This window comes from Lentibacillus songyuanensis, assembly GCF_039548255.1.
Lineage (GTDB): Bacteria > Bacillota > Bacilli > Bacillales > Amphibacillaceae > Lentibacillus_C > Lentibacillus_C songyuanensis.
Genome location: NZ_JBCLVH010000006.1, coordinates 86,413 through 103,308 on the forward strand (window position 1 = coordinate 86,413; position 16,896 = coordinate 103,308).

Annotated in this window: 16 protein-coding genes; 12 read left to right on the forward strand and 4 right to left on the reverse strand. The window is 40.3% G+C overall.

Features of this window, described 5'->3' with window-relative positions:
* Window positions 1–126: 126 nt before the first annotated feature.
* From fadH to WMZ97_RS08150, 6 genes are all read left to right on the forward strand, one after another.
* Window positions 127–900 carry a 2,4-dienoyl-CoA reductase gene (gene fadH / locus WMZ97_RS08125; protein WP_343271581.1) on the forward strand — a complete coding sequence of 258 codons (774 nt, stop codon included), beginning with the start codon at window positions 127–129 and terminating at the stop codon, window positions 898–900.
* Window positions 901–943: 43 nt separating this feature from the next.
* A complete protein-coding gene (locus WMZ97_RS08130; protein ID WP_343271582.1) occupies window positions 944–1,723 on the forward strand; it encodes an enoyl-CoA hydratase/isomerase family protein in 780 nt (259 codons plus the stop codon).
* 235 nt (window positions 1,724–1,958) lie between these two features.
* On the forward strand, window positions 1,959–2,390 hold the full coding sequence (locus WMZ97_RS08135) for an ATP-binding cassette domain-containing protein (RefSeq protein WP_343271685.1): 432 nt from the start codon (window positions 1,959–1,961) through the stop codon (window positions 2,388–2,390).
* Window positions 2,391–2,505: 115 nt separating this feature from the next.
* The gene (locus tag WMZ97_RS08140; RefSeq protein WP_343271583.1) at window positions 2,506–3,276 is read left to right on the forward strand and encodes a GNAT family N-acetyltransferase; all 771 of its coding nucleotides are present in this window, start codon (window positions 2,506–2,508) and stop codon (window positions 3,274–3,276) included.
* A 100-nt stretch (window positions 3,277–3,376) separates the two neighbouring features.
* Complete coding sequence (csaA, locus tag WMZ97_RS08145) at window positions 3,377–3,706, forward strand: chaperone CsaA (RefSeq protein WP_343271686.1); 330 nt, start codon at window positions 3,377–3,379, stop codon at window positions 3,704–3,706.
* 380 nt (window positions 3,707–4,086) lie between these two features.
* Complete coding sequence (locus WMZ97_RS08150) at window positions 4,087–6,837, forward strand: UPF0182 family membrane protein (protein ID WP_343271584.1); 2,751 nt, start codon at window positions 4,087–4,089, stop codon at window positions 6,835–6,837.
* 94 nt (window positions 6,838–6,931) lie between these two features.
* Here the strand turns inward: WMZ97_RS08150 and pdxK are convergent, their stop codons facing one another.
* Window positions 6,932–7,747: a pyridoxine/pyridoxal/pyridoxamine kinase gene (gene pdxK, locus WMZ97_RS08155; RefSeq protein WP_343271585.1), complete on the reverse strand. Its 816-nt coding sequence runs from the start codon at window positions 7,745–7,747 to the stop codon at window positions 6,932–6,934.
* A gap of 525 nt (window positions 7,748–8,272) precedes the next feature.
* Here pdxK and brnQ point away from each other — a divergent pair.
* On the forward strand, window positions 8,273–9,628 hold the full coding sequence (gene brnQ, locus WMZ97_RS08160; RefSeq protein WP_343271586.1) for a branched-chain amino acid transport system II carrier protein: 1,356 nt from the start codon (window positions 8,273–8,275) through the stop codon (window positions 9,626–9,628).
* Window positions 9,629–9,665: 37 nt separating this feature from the next.
* Here brnQ and WMZ97_RS08165 read toward each other — a convergent pair whose 3' ends face one another.
* A complete protein-coding gene (locus WMZ97_RS08165; protein WP_343271587.1) occupies window positions 9,666–10,328 on the reverse strand; it encodes a GntR family transcriptional regulator in 663 nt (220 codons plus the stop codon).
* Window positions 10,329–10,615: 287 nt separating this feature from the next.
* Between WMZ97_RS08165 and htpG the strand changes: the two genes are divergently transcribed.
* The 5 genes from htpG to WMZ97_RS08190 all read left to right on the forward strand — a co-directional run bounded on the left by htpG (window position 10,616) and on the right by WMZ97_RS08190 (window position 15,132).
* Entirely contained in the window at window positions 10,616–12,499 is a 1,884-nt protein-coding gene (gene htpG / locus WMZ97_RS08170; protein WP_343271687.1) for a molecular chaperone HtpG, read from the forward strand.
* Window positions 12,500–12,715: 216 nt separating this feature from the next.
* Window positions 12,716–13,126 (forward strand): transcriptional regulator Spx, encoded by a 411-nt coding sequence (gene spx, locus WMZ97_RS08175; RefSeq protein WP_343271588.1) that lies wholly within the window; start codon window positions 12,716–12,718, stop codon window positions 13,124–13,126.
* A gap of 106 nt (window positions 13,127–13,232) precedes the next feature.
* Window positions 13,233–13,838, forward strand: a complete 606-nt coding sequence (locus tag WMZ97_RS08180) for a YpjP family protein (protein WP_343271589.1) — start codon at window positions 13,233–13,235, stop codon at window positions 13,836–13,838.
* A gap of 189 nt (window positions 13,839–14,027) precedes the next feature.
* Window positions 14,028–14,381: a PadR family transcriptional regulator gene (locus tag WMZ97_RS08185; RefSeq protein WP_405027670.1), complete on the forward strand. Its 354-nt coding sequence runs from the start codon at window positions 14,028–14,030 to the stop codon at window positions 14,379–14,381.
* Window positions 14,371–15,132: an HAAS domain-containing protein gene (locus WMZ97_RS08190; RefSeq protein ID WP_343271591.1), complete on the forward strand. Its 762-nt coding sequence runs from the start codon at window positions 14,371–14,373 to the stop codon at window positions 15,130–15,132. Before WMZ97_RS08185 ends, WMZ97_RS08190 begins: the two co-directional genes overlap by 11 nt.
* 39 nt (window positions 15,133–15,171) lie before the next feature.
* Here the strand turns inward: WMZ97_RS08190 and WMZ97_RS08195 are convergent, their stop codons facing one another.
* Both WMZ97_RS08195 and WMZ97_RS08200 read right to left on the reverse strand, forming a co-directional pair.
* A complete protein-coding gene (locus WMZ97_RS08195) occupies window positions 15,172–15,795 on the reverse strand; it encodes a DUF3298 and DUF4163 domain-containing protein (protein ID WP_343271592.1) in 624 nt (207 codons plus the stop codon).
* A gap of 273 nt (window positions 15,796–16,068) precedes the next feature.
* The gene (locus tag WMZ97_RS08200; RefSeq protein WP_343271593.1) at window positions 16,069–16,779 is read right to left on the reverse strand and encodes a phosphatase PAP2 family protein; all 711 of its coding nucleotides are present in this window, start codon (window positions 16,777–16,779) and stop codon (window positions 16,069–16,071) included.
* Window positions 16,780–16,896 lie beyond the last annotated feature (117 nt).

Here is a 16,896-nt window from a genome sequence, read left to right on the forward strand (position 1 = left end):
TCGCAAATCTGAATACAAATAAGGTTCGCAATAGTATATTCGGCTATGGTATAATGAAGTGAATACTCATTCATTTTATGCAGTGTTATGTATGCGATTTCAAATAAGAGACGGAGGGAATCGATTATGGATTTAAAAGGAAAAGTAGCAATCGTAACGGGTGGCAGCAGTGGAATGGGAAAGGCGATGGCGACCCGTTTTGCAGCTGAAGGAGCAAATGTGGTGATTACTGGTCGTAAAGAAGAAGGACTGGTACAGGCCAAAACGGATATTAAAAATGAAACAGGGGTAGAAGTCTTAACGGTACAGATGGATGTGCGCAATCGTGAGGATGTGCAGCGTACAGTTGATGAGGCAAAAAATACATATGGACATATTGACATTCTCGTCAACAATGCAGCGGGAAACTTCCTATGTCCAGCGGAGGATTTGTCGCCAAACGGCTGGAAAGCAGTCATCGATATTTGTCTAAATGGTACATGGAATTGCACCCAGCTTGTTGGTAAGGAGATGATCGCACAAGAAACGGGTGGGACAATATTAAATATGGTGGCGACATATGCCTGGACTGGTTCGCCTGCAGTTGTTCACTCTGCATCAGCCAAAGGGGGTATTTTGGCGATGACAAGATCGCTAGCGGTTGAATGGGGGAAATATGGAATTCGTGTGAATGCAATGGCCCCAGGTGCAATTGAAAATACCGGTGGTTCCGATATTTTGTTTGGATCAGAGGAAGCTGTTGCGCACATTAAAGAGAAAAATCCACTTGGAATGATTGGCAAATTGGAGGATATAGCTGAGGCGGCCACATTTCTTGTTTCTGACCAATCCCGTTACGTCAACGGAGATTGTCTAACCATTGATGGTGGTCAGTGGATGGCGGGCAGTCGATTTTTGTAATCATCATTATCAAGGAGCAATTACTAACAGAGAGGGGTATATCGTGGAAGAATTAATTATGGAAACTAAAAATGGGGTGCGGACGTTAATCCTAAACCGTCCGAAACAAATGAATGCGATTACGGATGAGCTAAGTACGCAAGTTGAACAGGCGTTGGCAGAAGCATCGGCTGATGATGATGTCCGCGTTGTTGTGATAACAGGAAGTGGAAAAGCGTTTTGCGCAGGTTTGGATTTATCAAAAGCTCCCGGTTCCTTTACGACACGGCATAAGCAACTGGATGAATTGGGCTGGGTTGGACGGCAGGCGTTGGGAATAGTACATTGTGATAAACCGGTAATTGCTGCCATAAATGGAGTTGCTGCGGGTGCAGGACTGTCTTTAGCACTTGCTTGTGATCTTTGCTTCATGACGCAGGGGGCACGAGTGACAACCGGTTATATTCGCCGCGGATTAAATCCTGATGCTGGAATGAGCTACTTTTTACCACGGTTGGTTGGTAAAGCAAAAGCAACTGAACTGATTCTTACAGGACGTGATATCCCTTCAGATGAAGCGGAACAGATTGGCTTAGTGTGTAATGTATTTCCAGATGAATCATTTATGGACCAAGTTCGGGATGCTGCTGCGGGATTAGCTAGTGGTCCGCCAATTGCTCTTACATTATCGAAGCGGCTGCTTACAGCAAGTCCGGATGCCGATCTTACGACAATTTTAAAACAAGAGTATGCATTTATAAAACAGTGTTTTGGAACAGAAGATGTACAGGAAGGGATTCAGGCATTTCTGGAGAAGCGAAAGCCGAATTTTGTCGGGAAGTAATGGTATCTTTTGGCTCGGGTTCAATCTGGATCTGGGTCATTTTTGTTAGAGGTGTACGAAATGGTATCAATAGATTACACAAATGAACCGGTATATGGAACTTTTTTTGTCAAGCATATGCTAAAATGGAATAAACTACTGCTTTCCGGGAGTCTGTGATGATGAAGCTGGTTGAACTCAATAATATCAATTTTACGATAAACAAACAAAAACTGCTTACAGGCGTCTCTTTTCGATCAAGCCAAATGAGCGCTTGGCAGTTACCGGTGAAAATGGATCCGGGAAAAGTACACTGATAAAATTAATTGCCGGATTTATCACGCCAACCAAAGGGAAAATAAAACGCCATACACAAAAAGTAAGCTATGTTCCCGAACGGTCGCCAGAATCATTACGTTTCACACCATTAGAATATTTGAGGGATATGGGAAAGATGGCCGGAATGGAAACCAACGAACTGGATTCACGTATCAGTGAACTTGTTTCTCAATTTGGCATAGAAGAATACGAGAATGTACGTATTCAACGTCTGTCCAAAGGAAATAAGCAGAAAGTAAATATCATGCAAGCGTTGTTAAAAGTTCCAGATTTATTGATAGCTGATGAACCCTTATCCGGATTAGATGCAAGGTCACAAGAGGAACTGGCAACATTATTTTCAGAATAAAAAAAAGATGGAACGGCAATTCTATTTACCTCCCATGAATCTTGATTTATTTATATCTAAAGCTAAAAGTACGAAAGGGATTATATTAATACATAGAAAGGTTAAGGTGCACGTCATGTCAAAAGTTACCTTCCAGAACATCCAGACAATCGGTCATCTTATTCATGAAACGAAACTATATCAACAGTTTCATTATCCGGAGATGCTCGTTCGTTATGATAGTAATTTTATTAAATTGAAACAAATGCCATCGCTGCCAGCGTTTATGGAGGCGGAAACGTATCTGAGAGATTTTCACTTACAGCATGGGCAGCATCATGTCAAGTTCATCTTTCCAGAAAATGAGAAGCCTGAGGAAGCGCTGATGAATCACTTTAGAAAACAAGATTATGAGCTTGGCTTCTTGGAATTATACGCGATCCAACCGAATCAATTCCCAATGGTAGCAGCTAATCCAGATATTCATGTTTACCCGGTAGAGGGTAAACATGTCAAGGAATTTCTAGCTTTACGATACGAGCAGGATTTACAATTTGGGCAAGAATTTGCAGATCAGAGAGTCCGCTTAACCCGGCGTCAACTAAATGACCCTGCCATGATGCAGTTGATTGCCTATTATCAAGGTGTTCCGGCCGGTTCAGTCGATGTTATTATTGCCGATGAGACGGTAGAAATTGATGGGTTGGATGTGAAAGAGTCTTTTCAACGTAAAGGTATTGGCAGCAGACTACAGCAATTTATCATGCATACTTTTCCGAGTAAAACGGTGATATTGGTCGCGGATGGAGAAGATACACCAAGAGAAATGTACCAAAGGCAGCATTATCGTTATCTTGGCTTTCAATATGAGGTACAAAAGATTTTCCCGGTTGCTGTTGCTCGCTAAGACTAAGCGGATCTTGAGGCAATGAGGTTTCTCTTTGCTATGCAATCGTTTTCTTGGTAAGGTGTTATCAAACAGCCGTTGGAATAAAGGAGAGATGATGATGGCGACGATGGATGACTTTACAAAATTGGATATTCGAGTTGGAACCATAGTAAATGCGGAACCATTCCCAGAAGCACGAAAACCGGCACTCAAATTGGAAATTGATTTCGGTGAACTGGGAATGAAGCAATCTTCTGCCCAAATAACAAAGCGATATCAGCCGGAACAGCTTGTTAATCGCCAAGTGGCAGCTGTAGTGAACTTTCCGCCAATGCGGGTGGCAGGTTTTAAATCGGAGGTATTGGTCTTGGGCGGAATACCGGAAGAAGGAGATGTCGTCCTACTAGGACCGGATGAGCACGTGAAAAATGGGTCTCCAATTTCGTAAACTGCGAATAAAGTGAAACTTCATTCAGTGGGGGTTTTCGACGCACTCAGACGTGCTAGTGCAGGCGAAGGCATAAGGACGTGACGCTTTTAGCCTGCCCTTTTTCCCCCGCTGTAGAGGAACAAAGGCTAAGTTCTCAGGCGTCTGAGTTGCAGCGCCTTTGTGACCTGCATCGTGCAGCCTCGAACAGAATTGGACCTTTGTCTTACTGCCCGTTAAGGCGGGATAAACGTTAAGAACAGGAAGGAAAGTGTCCAAAATCTATCCTACCCTTCTTCTTTTCACTAAAATACGAAGAAAAAAGGGGGATTTCATTGCTTCTTGCTATATTTCCAGTATCATAGAATAAGAGAGAGTTAGAAGAGGGGAGAGCTATATCTTTGGATTTTAGAGGAACATTTCAAGGAAATCAGTTTAATAAATGGAAAAAGCCAATGAACTGGATCGGATATATTGTACTTATTGTTATATTACTCGCTGTCATTGCCTTATCCTCTGTTAAATTATTAACGGATTATGTATGGATGGATTCACTTGGGTTTAAGCAGATTTTTACGGCCACTTTAGGAAGCAAAGTCATTCTTGGTGTCCTTGGGTTCATTCTGTTTGCGGCAAGTACGTTCATTACATTGTATTGGATTCGGCGGTCCTATCTGAAGCATTTTGATCGGCATCAATTACCGCAAATCCTATTGATGCGAAAATGGATCATGCTTATTATGCTGGCTATTTCCATTTTTATTGGATTATTCGGTAGTATGATTACGCAAGGATTTGGTTGGGAAAGTGCATTGAAACTGATGCATCATGCTTCCTTTGGCCAAACTGACCCATTTTTTGACAGGGATATTTCTTTTTATATGTTTGTCCTGCCATTCTTGAAATTTATCGTTTATGTCTTGCTATCGTTAAGTATCTTTTTGCTTATGATTGAAATTGGAGCATATTCCGTCTTTCATATGTATCGGTTATGCAGACCAGCTCAACTGCAACTCGGGGTCACGCTAGCCATTGTTGGATTGCTGTTAGCTGCTAATCATCTGTTAGCCCCATATGAAACGCTTCTGACAAATAGGGTAAATATTTTTCAGCAGAGCGTGGTACATGGATTAAGCTATACCGATCATCTGGTTAATATACCAAAGGCATACGTGCTTGCATTCGTAGCTGTTGCTGGTGCTGTATGGATGATTATTGCTCTGGCACGTGGCAGGCTGAAATCGATGATCATTCCAATCATTGCCTATGTTGGGTTGGCAATTGTGGGGCAAGCGGCTTCTGTGTTAGTGCAGAATTTCGTTGTGTCGCCAAATGAATTTTCTAAGGAAAGTAAGTATCTGGAGCATAACCTCGCATATACACGAACGGCATATGATCTGGATAAGATCGAGACAAAGGAACATCCGGGAAATTATTCATTAGATGAGGGCATGGTCGAGAGGAACAAACAAACAATAGACAACATCCGGATGAATGACTCCAGACCGCTCTTAGAGGTTTATAATCAATTACAGACATTCCGAACATATTACAAATTTAACGGCGTGGACATTGACCGTTATAAGATCGATGGGGATTATGAGCAGGTATTTTTGGGTGCCAGAGAGTTGAGTACCGATGATCTTCCGGACCAGGCCAAGACATGGGTGAATCGTTATTTGCGATATACGCATGGATACGGAGTGGCGATGAGTCATGTAAACAAGGTGACGGAACAAGGGCAACCGGAATATATGATGAAGAATGTTCCGCCAGAAGGTGTACTTGATATCAAACGGCCACAAATTTATTTTGGCGAGGAATCCTATCAAAATGTCATCGTGAATAGTAAAGTGGATGAGTTTGATTATCCAACCGGTGATGATAATGAGGAAACCCGTTTTGATGCGGATACGGGGATACCGATGAAGGGGATCAAACGATTATTATTCTCATTAAATGAAGGCTCCTTTCGCATGCTTATGTCGGATCAGTTGACCGATGAAAGCCAACTGCTCGATACAAGAAATATTATGGACCGGGTAAAACGGATTGCACCATTTTTGAGTTATGACAAAGATCCATATATTGTAGCTCGGGAGGATGGCAGTCTCGTCTGGATAATGGATGCCTATATTTCGGCTGAACGTTATCCCTATGCAGAACCTTACAAAGGGAATAAGAATTATATTCAGAATCCAGTGAAGGTCAGTGTTGATGCTTATACAGGTGAAGTGCATTTTTATGTGGTGCAACCCGATGATCCGTTAATGCAGACGTATCAAAAAATCTTTCCGGAGTTATTTACAACAGACATTCCAGACGATATTCGGGCACATTTCCGTTATCCTGAGAAGCTGTTCAAGATTCAGGCTGGAATGTATGGCACATACCATATGACCAACTTGGAAGTATTTTATAATCGGGAGGACTTCTGGGAATTCCCAACTGAAAAGTACTTTAACGAAGATATTGAGATGGAGCCGTATTATATGACCATGAAGTTGCCGGATGAGGATGATGAAGAATTCATTCAAATGCTTCCATATACACCGAAAAAGCGTCAGAATATGATTGCTTGGATGGGTGTTCGTAATGACGGGGACCACTATGGAGAAATGTTTGTTTATCGTTTTCCAAAGCAGAAAAATATCTATGGTCCACAGCAAATTGAAAACAGAATCAATCAGGATAGTGATATTTCCAAGCAGTTAAATTTATGGGCTCAGGGTGGTTCAGACGTCATTCGTGGTAACTTGCTGGCTGTACCGATCGAAGACACGATATTGTATGTGGAACCAATTTATATCGAATCATCCAATGCAACGTCACTGCCGGAGGTCAAACGGGTGGTATTGGCGTATGGAGATAAGATTGTGATGGAGGAGAATTTTGATACCGCATTGGATCGAATGTTAGATATGGTTGACCCGGATCGTCAAAAAGAAGATAAGAAAAAAGATAAGAAAGAGAAAAAGGATACAGATGGTCAAGCCGATACATCTGATCCGTTAGCAGGTGCAGATCAACAGCTCGAGGAATTTGCAGAGTTATTCGATGCTTATCAACAGGCACTATCTGAAAGGGACTGGGAAAAAGCCGGAAAACTGATGACCGAAATCGAGGACCAGTTAGCGGACTATGAAAAATAACGGCATGAAGGTGCTGGAAGTAGAACTGCGCATGCTTCTATATTTACCAAAACAAGAAAAATCCTGCTTAATCGCAGGATTTTTCTTGTTTTGATTATCTCTCATTGCCAAACTTATTAAATGCACCATGCATAACAGGACCAACATATTCATTTAGCTTCCAGCCGTGCTTAATCGCGGCTGCCACAAAATCCTTGGCAATAGATACTGATTCTTTTATAGAATTTCCTTTGGCAAGGCTTGCGGTAATCGCTGCCGCAAATGAACAGCCGGCGCCATGATTATACGTGGTGGAAATTTTTTCGTTTTCCAGCAATGTAAACTCATGTCCATCGTAAAAGAGATCAATAGCCTTTTCATGGTCAAGTGCTGTTCCGCCTTTAATAACTACCGTTTTGGCTCCAAGTTCATGAATCTTCGCAGCGGCGTTTTTCATTTCATCAACGCTTTTTAATGGACCGGTTTGGGCGAGCTGACCTGCCTCGAATAAATTAGGAGTAGTAATCGTTGCACGAGGAAGAAGCAATTCTCTCATTGCATCGGTATTCTCAGGTTGGAGTACTTCATCTTCCCCTTTACAAACCATAACCGGATCAATGACTACTTTATCCAAATGAAATTGATCGATTTTTCTTGCCCCAAGCTCAATGATTTCAACAGAACCAAGCATACCAGTTTTCATGGCGTCGATTCCGACTGAAAGAATGGTGTTTAGTTGCTTTTCCACAATATCCACGTCAATCGGGTATACCCCATGACTCCAATTATCATCCGGGTCCATCGTTACAATGGATGTCAACGCGTTCATACCATAGACATCAAGTTCCTGAAATGTTTTTAAATCCGCTTGAATACCCGCACCACCACTTGAATCTGAACCGGCTAGTGTAAGTGTTTTTTTCATTGCCATTTCTCATCCCACCTTGTTATGTAATGTAAATAGAATATAACAAATTCCCGTTAAATGAAAGTGATCGAGCTGATGTGATAGCACTTGAAGCGAATCCTTATATACAAAAAAGAGATTTATTAGAAAATTTGATGTAATATATTGCATTTCTCTAGCTAATCTAGTAATATATAGATCAGCGATATATTGCATAAAAATAGTGAATGGAATTTTTTGAATTTATCCCGCCTTAACGGACAGTAAGACCCCCGCTTCAAGATTTTGAGGTGGAACTAAAAAAGATAAGTGGGGGTCAACAGCATGACAAAGGCCCGATTCTGTTCGGGCCTGCACGATGCAGGTCACAAAGGCGTTGCAACAGGACGTTGCGATCTCAGCCTTTGTTCTCCTGTCTCAGTGGGGGAGAAAGGGCAGACTAAAACCGTCACAACCTTATGCCTTCGCCTGCACTAGCACGTCTGAGTGCGTCGAAAACCCCCACTGAATGAAGTTTCACTTTATTTACATCTATAGAGGAGCATATATATGAAAACTAAACTACCATTTTCAGCTAATGTTGTCATAGGAGTTATGTTATTTGCATTGTTTTTTGGTGCAGGGAATCTAATTTTCCCAGCACAGCTTGGGCAGGAATCTGGTACGAGTCTTGTGCCGGCAATCATTGGATTTTTGATAACTGGAACAGGTTTGCCGCTTCTTGGTATATTGGCAATGGGTTTCTCCGGCAGTAAAGATCTGCAGGAACTTGCCAGCAGGGTTCATCCCACCTATGCTATCTTTTTTACCGCTTTGTTATATTTAACGATTGGGCCATTCTTTGCCGCGCCAAGGACAGGTACGGTAGCATTTGAAATTGGATTCAGTCCATTTATCAGTGAGAATTTTCAACAAGGTGGATTATTAATATTTACCATCTTATTTTTCGCGGTTACGCTTTTGTTCTCGTTAAAGCCAGCAAAACTGGTTGACAACATCGGGAAAATATTAGCTCCTGGGATTGTTGTTTTACTTGGTATCCTCTTAGCTATGGTATTTATTAAGCCGATGGGAACTATTCAGGGACCTCAAGAGGCATACGCGAACAGTTCATTCGTAACGGGATTCTTGGAAGGATATAATACAATGGATGCTTTGGCTTCCTTAGTATTCGGGATTATTGTCATCAATACGATTCGTTCGATGGGAGTAACCTCCAAACAAGGAATATTAAGAGCAACCACAAAGTCCGGGATTGTGGCGATTGTTTTGCTTTCGTTAATCTATGTTGGAATCGGGTATTTAGGAGCAACGAGTACGGAAGCATTTGGCTTGTTTGATACGGGTGGACCAGTGCTAAGCAGTGCAGCTTCTTATTATTTTGGCGCATTAGGATCCATATTGTTGGCAATAGTTATTACGCTGGCATGTTTAACAACAAGTATTGGCTTAACAACAGCTTGTGCTGAATACTTCCATACGTTAATCCCAAGGTTCAGTTATAAAGCGTATGTTATATTTTTCTCGACGTTGACGTTTGTTATTGCTAACTTCGGATTGGCTAACATTATTACATTCTCTGTCCCAGTGTTAATGTTTTTGTATCCACTGGCAATTGTGTTAATGCTATTGACCTTTTTGTCACCGTTGTTTAATCATTCACGTGTCGTGTATGTTTCCGCAACTTTCGTGACCTTTTTGATTAGTATTATTGACGGTTTAAAATCATTATGTGAGTCATTGGGTATTGATAACTTTGGCTGGATGAAGCCGATTGTTTCTTTCTATGAACAATCATTGCCAATGTATGGTCAGGGGCTTGGTTGGGCGCTGCCAGCACTCGTGGTTATCGTGATTACAGGAATTTTTGTTCGTGTCCAGCGTGCCTCAACAGTAAACGCATAGAAAAAAGCTGACCCCCTCATGGCAGGGGTTCAGCTTTTTAATTTGATTGTATTGATTTGAACTCGTTAATCGCTCGCAACCAGTTTTCCCTCATAATGTTGGAAACCTTTGTTTGGTCACGTTCCTTCAATAATTTAATGATTGCAAGATGGTCATCAATGGACTTTTCCGTTAAGATTATCGAGTTGTGAAAGAATAGCCTTCTGACATGTGCTTGCAGTGTCTGGACCATGGAATCGATATATGGATTTTGGGCTGTATCTACAATAATCTGATGGAACATTTCATCAATCTTTAACGCTGCATAAAAATTCTCGGAGTGGATGGACTTGGCAAATTGCTCATTTGTTGTTTCAAGTGAGGTAAGGATTTCGTCAGTAAGATGGGTAATCGCCAGTTCAGCGGATAACCCTTGTAATACGGCTAAAGGCGGCAAAAGATCCTTGATGGATTCTTTTTCTACTTCTGTTACTTGGGTTGCTTTGCCAGGATACATCTGGACAAATCCTTCTGCTTCCAGGAGTTGCAAGGATTCACGGACCGGAGTTCTACTAACTCCAAGGGCTTCAGCAAGTTCCTTATCGTTTAGTTTTTCTCCTGGAAGTAATGTACCGTCAATAATCCATTGTTGCAGTTGATTGAATGCAGTTTCCTTGGCCGATTTACGAACCGGCTGCGCATGATCAGGTGGTACTGGCATAATAAATCCCCCATTCTAAATAATACTTTTATTCTAATAGCACATCTATTAAATGAAGCTTCACGATAAATTCTCTATTAGTAGTATACATGAAAAATAATCGAATGGAAATATGCAATATATTAGATCGGATTTTAAACATAACAAGCTATCAAAAATAGAATAATCAAAAAGCAATTCATTGACAGCTGCTTACGAATATGGTATTAAATAAAATAGATTAGCACTCTTGTGGAGAGAGTGCTAAAATGGATATAGAACATAAACGAAGAAAGGAAGTAGCTATGATGACTAAGAAACAATTCAAGGCAGAATCCAAACGACTTCTGGAATTAATGATTAATTCCATCTATTCACAGCGTGAAGTATTTTTAAGAGAGCTGATTTCCAATGCAAGTGATGCGATTGATAAAATATATTATAAGGCATTGACCGATGAAAATTTAAGCTTTAACCAAGAAAATTATTATATTAAAGTAACACCAGATAAAGAAAATCGAACCTTAACCATCTGGGATACTGGAATCGGAATGACAAAGGAAGAATTGGAAACTAATTTAGGGACGATTGCTCAAAGCGGATCCCTGGCATTCAAGGATGCAAATGAATTAAAGGATGGCTACGATATCATCGGCCAATTCGGTGTCGGATTTTATGCTGCTTTCATGGTGGCAGATGTGGTTACAGTAGAAAGTAAGGCATTTGGATCTGAAGAAGCGTACAAATGGGAATCTGAAGGGGTTGAAGGCTATACAATTAGCCTGATAGACAAGGATCAACTGGGTACAACGATTACCTTGAAAATAAAAGAAAATACAGATGAAGCGAACTACGATGAATTTTTGGAGGAACATCGTCTGCAAGCAATTATTAAAAAATATTCCGATTTTATTCGTTATCCAATAAAAATGGATGTTACCGAAAGCAAGCTAAAAGAAGGCAGCGAGGACGAATATGAGGACTATATAGAGGAACAGACCATTAACAGTATGGTGCCTATTTGGAAGAAGAACAAGAATGAACTTACGGACGAGGATTATGAGAACTTCTATCAAGAAAAACGGTATGGGTTCGACAAACCGTTAAAACATATTCATCTTAATGTCGATGGAACGATACGCTACAATGCGATTTTGTACATCCCGGAGTCGCGTCCGTTTGATTATTACTCCCAAGAATATGAAAAAGGTCTGGAGCTTTATTCCAACGGGGTATTGATCATGGAAAAATGTGCCGACCTTATCCCGGATTACTTTAGCTTTGTGAAAGGGATGGTCGATTCAGAGGACCTATCTTTGAACATCTCTCGGGAAATGCTGCAGCATGACCGTCAGCTTAAATTAATTTCTAAAAACATCAGTAAGAAGGTTAAAAATCAATTAGTAAGCTTGCAAAAAGATGACCGGGAAAAATATGAAACTTTTTATGAGGCATTTGGCCGCCAATTGAAATTTGGCGTTTATAGTGACTTTGGACAAAATAAAGAAACATTGCAGGATTTACTGATGTTCTACTCATCAACGGAAAAGAAACTAGTCACATTAGCGGAATATGTTTCTCGCATGAAGGAAGATCAGAAGTATATTTATTATGCATCGGGCGAATCGAATGAACGTATCGAAAAGCTGCCACAAACGGAGATGGTTGCTGATAAAGGATATGAGATTCTATACTTTACCGAAGAAATTGATGAATTTGCCATTAAGATGCTGATGAATTATCAAGAGAAAGAATTTAAATCTATCTCTAGCGGGGACCTGGGAATTGAAGCGGATGAAAATGAAGAAAATGCAGATCAAGCAGAACAGGATAACCAAGAGTTGTTTACCGCAATGAAGGATATTTTGTCAGATAAGGTTACAGCTGTGAAGGCATCTAAGCGGTTAAAGTCCCATCCGGTATGTCTAGCTTCAGAAGGCGAGATTTCATTGGAAATGGAGAAAGTAATTAATGCCATGCCAGATAATCAGCATATTAAGGCAGACAAGGTGCTAGAGATAAATGTAAACCATGATGTATTTCAAACTTTACAGCATGCCCTTGAATCAGACAAGGACAAGTTAGACCTTTATACAAAGCTGTTATTTAATCAAGCATTGTTGATAGAAGGGTTACCAATTCAAGACCCAGTAGACTTTACGAATGATATTTGTAAAGTAATGATTTCTTAAGTAATTTAACTGTCTACCAACACACATCTTAGAAAGGAAGATCAACCATCTTGAATTGGCAATGATCTTCCTTTTTTTATTATGACATGGTGTCACAAAAACGTTGACAAATGACATCGTGTCACTTAAGATAGAAGTATAGTAGGTTAGATTAAAACTTTTAGCACCCTATTTGGTAATAAGTAGGGAATCGGCTAAGAAAATGAGGTATAGATAATGACAGTAATGGTTTATGGAATACCCTGTTCTTCTACTAGACAAGCAAAAGAATGGTTGAACAAATATGAAGTGCCATTCGTAATGAAAAATATTATGCGGGATCCGCTGACCATTCAGGAGCTGCAGTTCATTCTTAGCAGAACCCTGGAAGGAACAGATGAAATTATTTCAACAAGATCAAAGATTTACAAAGATCTGGACTTAAATATGGACTTACTCCCATTACAACAACTACTAAAGCTTATTCAGGAACATCCAAAATTATTACGGAGCCCGATCCTCATCGATGAGAAACGATTTCAGGTCGGCTACCATGAAGATGATATTCGTCAGTTTCTTCCTAGAAAAACCAGGAAGCGCCAATGGATACAATGGAAGAAGCTTCAATTAGCGGATGGAACTATTTAAACAGTTCCATCCTTCTATTACATGTAGATAACAATTTAGAATTCTAGTGTTCGTTTGCTATAAATATGCTAAAATTTAAATGAGTACATATGAGGGGGACATGCAGATGAAGCTTTGGATAAGAAAAATAGCAGCGATTCTAATTGCGGTCATGACCCTGGGGATGTATGTTCCTCCTGCTCATTTAAATACAAATGCAGAAGAGAATAAAGAAGCAGTTTCGTCCAAGGCGGAAGTTCACGAGGCAGTATTAGAACCTCAGACCGAAGAACAAGAAGGAATTGACTTACCTAAAGACGATGAAGATATAGAAGATCCTTTCCTTCATAATATGATAGAGAAGGCGAAAACACAGACAATTACTAAACTTGGACCACGAATTGCCGAACAAATTGAAGATGATTTTGTGATGACGATTCTACCAAATATGGAAGCTATTCTTCAGACACTTGTTGCCGATGCGAAAGAGGATGCCGCCTATTTTGGTATTACCGAACAACCGTCTCCTGGATTCGGGGAAAGAATTTTTCATGTTTATGATCACCGGGCAAAGCAGGATGTGGCACGGTTTCACGTTCGACGGGAACTCCGTCCGCAAGAAGGTTACTGGTTTACATTTCATTATCATATAAGCAATGACAATTTTGAAAAACATCATGAAATAGGCGAATTATATTGGGATAAAAACGTTCCTCCTAAATGGATGGCATAATCGATTGAAAAACTGCTGTATCAGGGTTTCCTGGTATAGCAGTTTTTTTTGGTAAAAAACTTACCTTGCAATACAAGATAAAGGAAGGTATACTTTAACTAAGTCTTGTATTGCAAGGTATATAAAAAAGTCGTTACTCTTGTATAACAAGGTATTGGAAGAGGTGAAATGGGTTTGTCAACAACACAAATGTTGAAGGGAATCCTTGATGGATGCTTGCTGGCGATTATCAAGAACAAAGAAGTCTATGGCTATGAGCTTGCGGAAAAACTAGAAAGTTATGGTTTTCATTCGTTTAGTGAAGGAACTATTTATCCGTTACTAATACGAATGCAAAAAGAAGAACTGGTGACATCGACATTGAAAAAATCGACAGCCGGGCCAAGAAGGAAGTATTATTCGCTGACAGAGAAGGGAGAAAAAGAACTGGTGCTGTTCATGGAGCGCTGGAACTATTTGCGAAGTAATGTAAACCGGGTTTTGCAATATGAGTCAGATGGCTCGGATACAAGTCAAAAAGGAGATGAGATGGATGAGTACTAACAGTAAGCTTTCCGATAAAAGCAGGGAATTTATCGAGGATTTACGCGTATATTTGTTTTCTAGTGGAAAACGCTGGGATGAGATTGATGAAATTGGTGAGGAGCTGGAGTCCCATTTAAGCGAGGCAGAAAGGGAAGGGAAATCAGTGGAAAAAATTATTGGCAATTCCCCAAAAGCATATATGCAATCGATTGCTGGGGAAATGGCAATTGATTACCGTTCATGGATTAAATATATTTTCATCATTATTTTTGGCTCATTTTCCTTTACTGTTGCCAGAGATCTGGTGGAAGGTAGTCTGGCATATTCTGTTTTGGAAATCGCCGGACACGTTGTCATTGGTGTTCTATTCATTGCTACATTATTTGTTGCATTTCGGTATATTTCCGGGGAAAATCTTTCCAGCATCAAGCAAATGTTAATCATATCGATTCCCGGTGTACTACCGATTGCGCTATTTGTAGGCCTGATCTACTTAAATCGGATTGTAGATACACCAGTTATTCATTTTAGATTTTGGGGAACGGTTATTTTAGCATTAATCACATTGATTTTTCTCATCGCGGTTTCTATTTGGGCGAAAACATGGGTAGCGATTATCCTGATAACTTTGTCAACATTGCCGGATTATTTGCTAGGTTTAACCGCTTTACAAGAAGAAACCCAGTTGATATGGAGTACGATTATATTGCTTGGCGGTTTTGGCCTATATTTTTGGATTCTCATGAAACTGGAGAAAAAAGAAGGCTAGGCGGAGACTTCCCGCCATGTTATATAGAGGACTGTTTTCTTATGAATTGGTTGCCATTCGCCCAAGGGGTCCATTTTCGTCAATGATGTCCTGAATCGAATAAACGGAGATTGGAAACATGGGAAAACCGAAATAGTGTGGTGTGATCTCAATGGGCTGATAGTACAGAACTAGTGCCTTGTCAGCAATATAATAATCCTGATCCGGTGCAATTTCTTGGAAAGTGTCTAAGATTGGTATGTTTCGGTCTGCAATCTGTTTTTTTACAAGCTTTGATAGAACGGATACATAGTCACTGTGTGGCTTAAACAATTCTTTCAATGTGTAGCTTTTCCCTGTTTGGGTATCAAACGTCAAGGATTTCATAATGGTTAAGCCATTTGCGTGGTGGTAGGCGATTGCATAATTGGATAGTGTCAGACTAAGCACATTCCGCTCATTTGTTTTGATTTCAAAGGTGCCAATCATTTCGTCAAATGAATTCGCACCTTGCTGTTGATATTGTTGGTTGATTAAGGATTGGGTCAGCTTTGTTATCGATTGATTGATCCTTTGCTCTGCGGTTGGGTTTTGTAACCCGAAAACTTGCGGGTAATGGATGGTTACTCCTTGTTGTTGAACGACCATTGTTTGTGTGGAAACGGGTAATGGAGGTGTAGCCAATGGAAACATCCTTTCTAAATGCTTTTTAAGTAGCATATGCTCAAGATTAGATTTATGTCCCATTTAATTCAGGATTGAAGGGATGTATGTGGAAAATAATCAAAATTACATTCAAACTCATCTGTGAGAGAAATTCGAACGATCGAGGAGAAGTGCCGAACGATCGAGAAAGGATGCTGAGCGATCGAGGACAGAAAGCGTCCGCCTGCTCAAGTGATCATCAATGAGCAAGAAAGAAAAGCGCCCATATGATAGACATAGGCGCTTTATCATTTAATCTCTACTTCTTTGTTTCAGTAGATTACTTTGATCACGTAATTTTAATTTGGCTAGCACGTTACGAAGCGGTTCTTCTGCAATAAGGTAGACACCAATGGACAGGAATACCGATGCCGACCCAAACAAAAATCCAGCAAGCACATCTGTTGGAAAATGAACACCAAGATAGATACGTGTGATCATAATAAATACGATCCAAGCCAGTGTGACAAGAGCGATAATCCATTTTTTCCATAGCTCTTTTACGGTAAGTAATAATACGATGCCAATCAATCCGTAGAAAATAGTTGTTGCCGTGACATGCCCGCTTGGAAAGCTCTCATTTGTTTTTGTTATTAACTGAAGGATTTCCGGGCGATCCCGATCAACAAGTTTTTTCAGGATTTTGGTGGCTATTGCAGCACAAACAAGAATGGTACCACCTAGCCAAAGCCCTTCAGCAAACCTGCGTTTCCAAAATAACAGGATCACGATAATGATCGTTAAAACAATAACAAGGCGAACGTTTCCCAGTTCCGTAATGACCTTGATAAAAGCAGTCGTACCCGACGCCACATGAGATTGGATGCGATCAATCCAGTTTAGATCAAAGGTATGAATCCAATCATTTTCAACGTAAACACCCCAGGCAACAATCCCAAATAGTACTAAAAATATGGCCCCTGTAACAAGAAAAGGGGTGGCTGATCGTTCTCTTATTCTCAAAATAGTGTCCTTCTTTCTTCTCTAGGAGATTATCTTTTCTACTATAGTACCAGTTTTGTAGCGGATTACAATCCATGAAATGAATTCAAATAATTAAAATAACCGGGCTCTCTATTT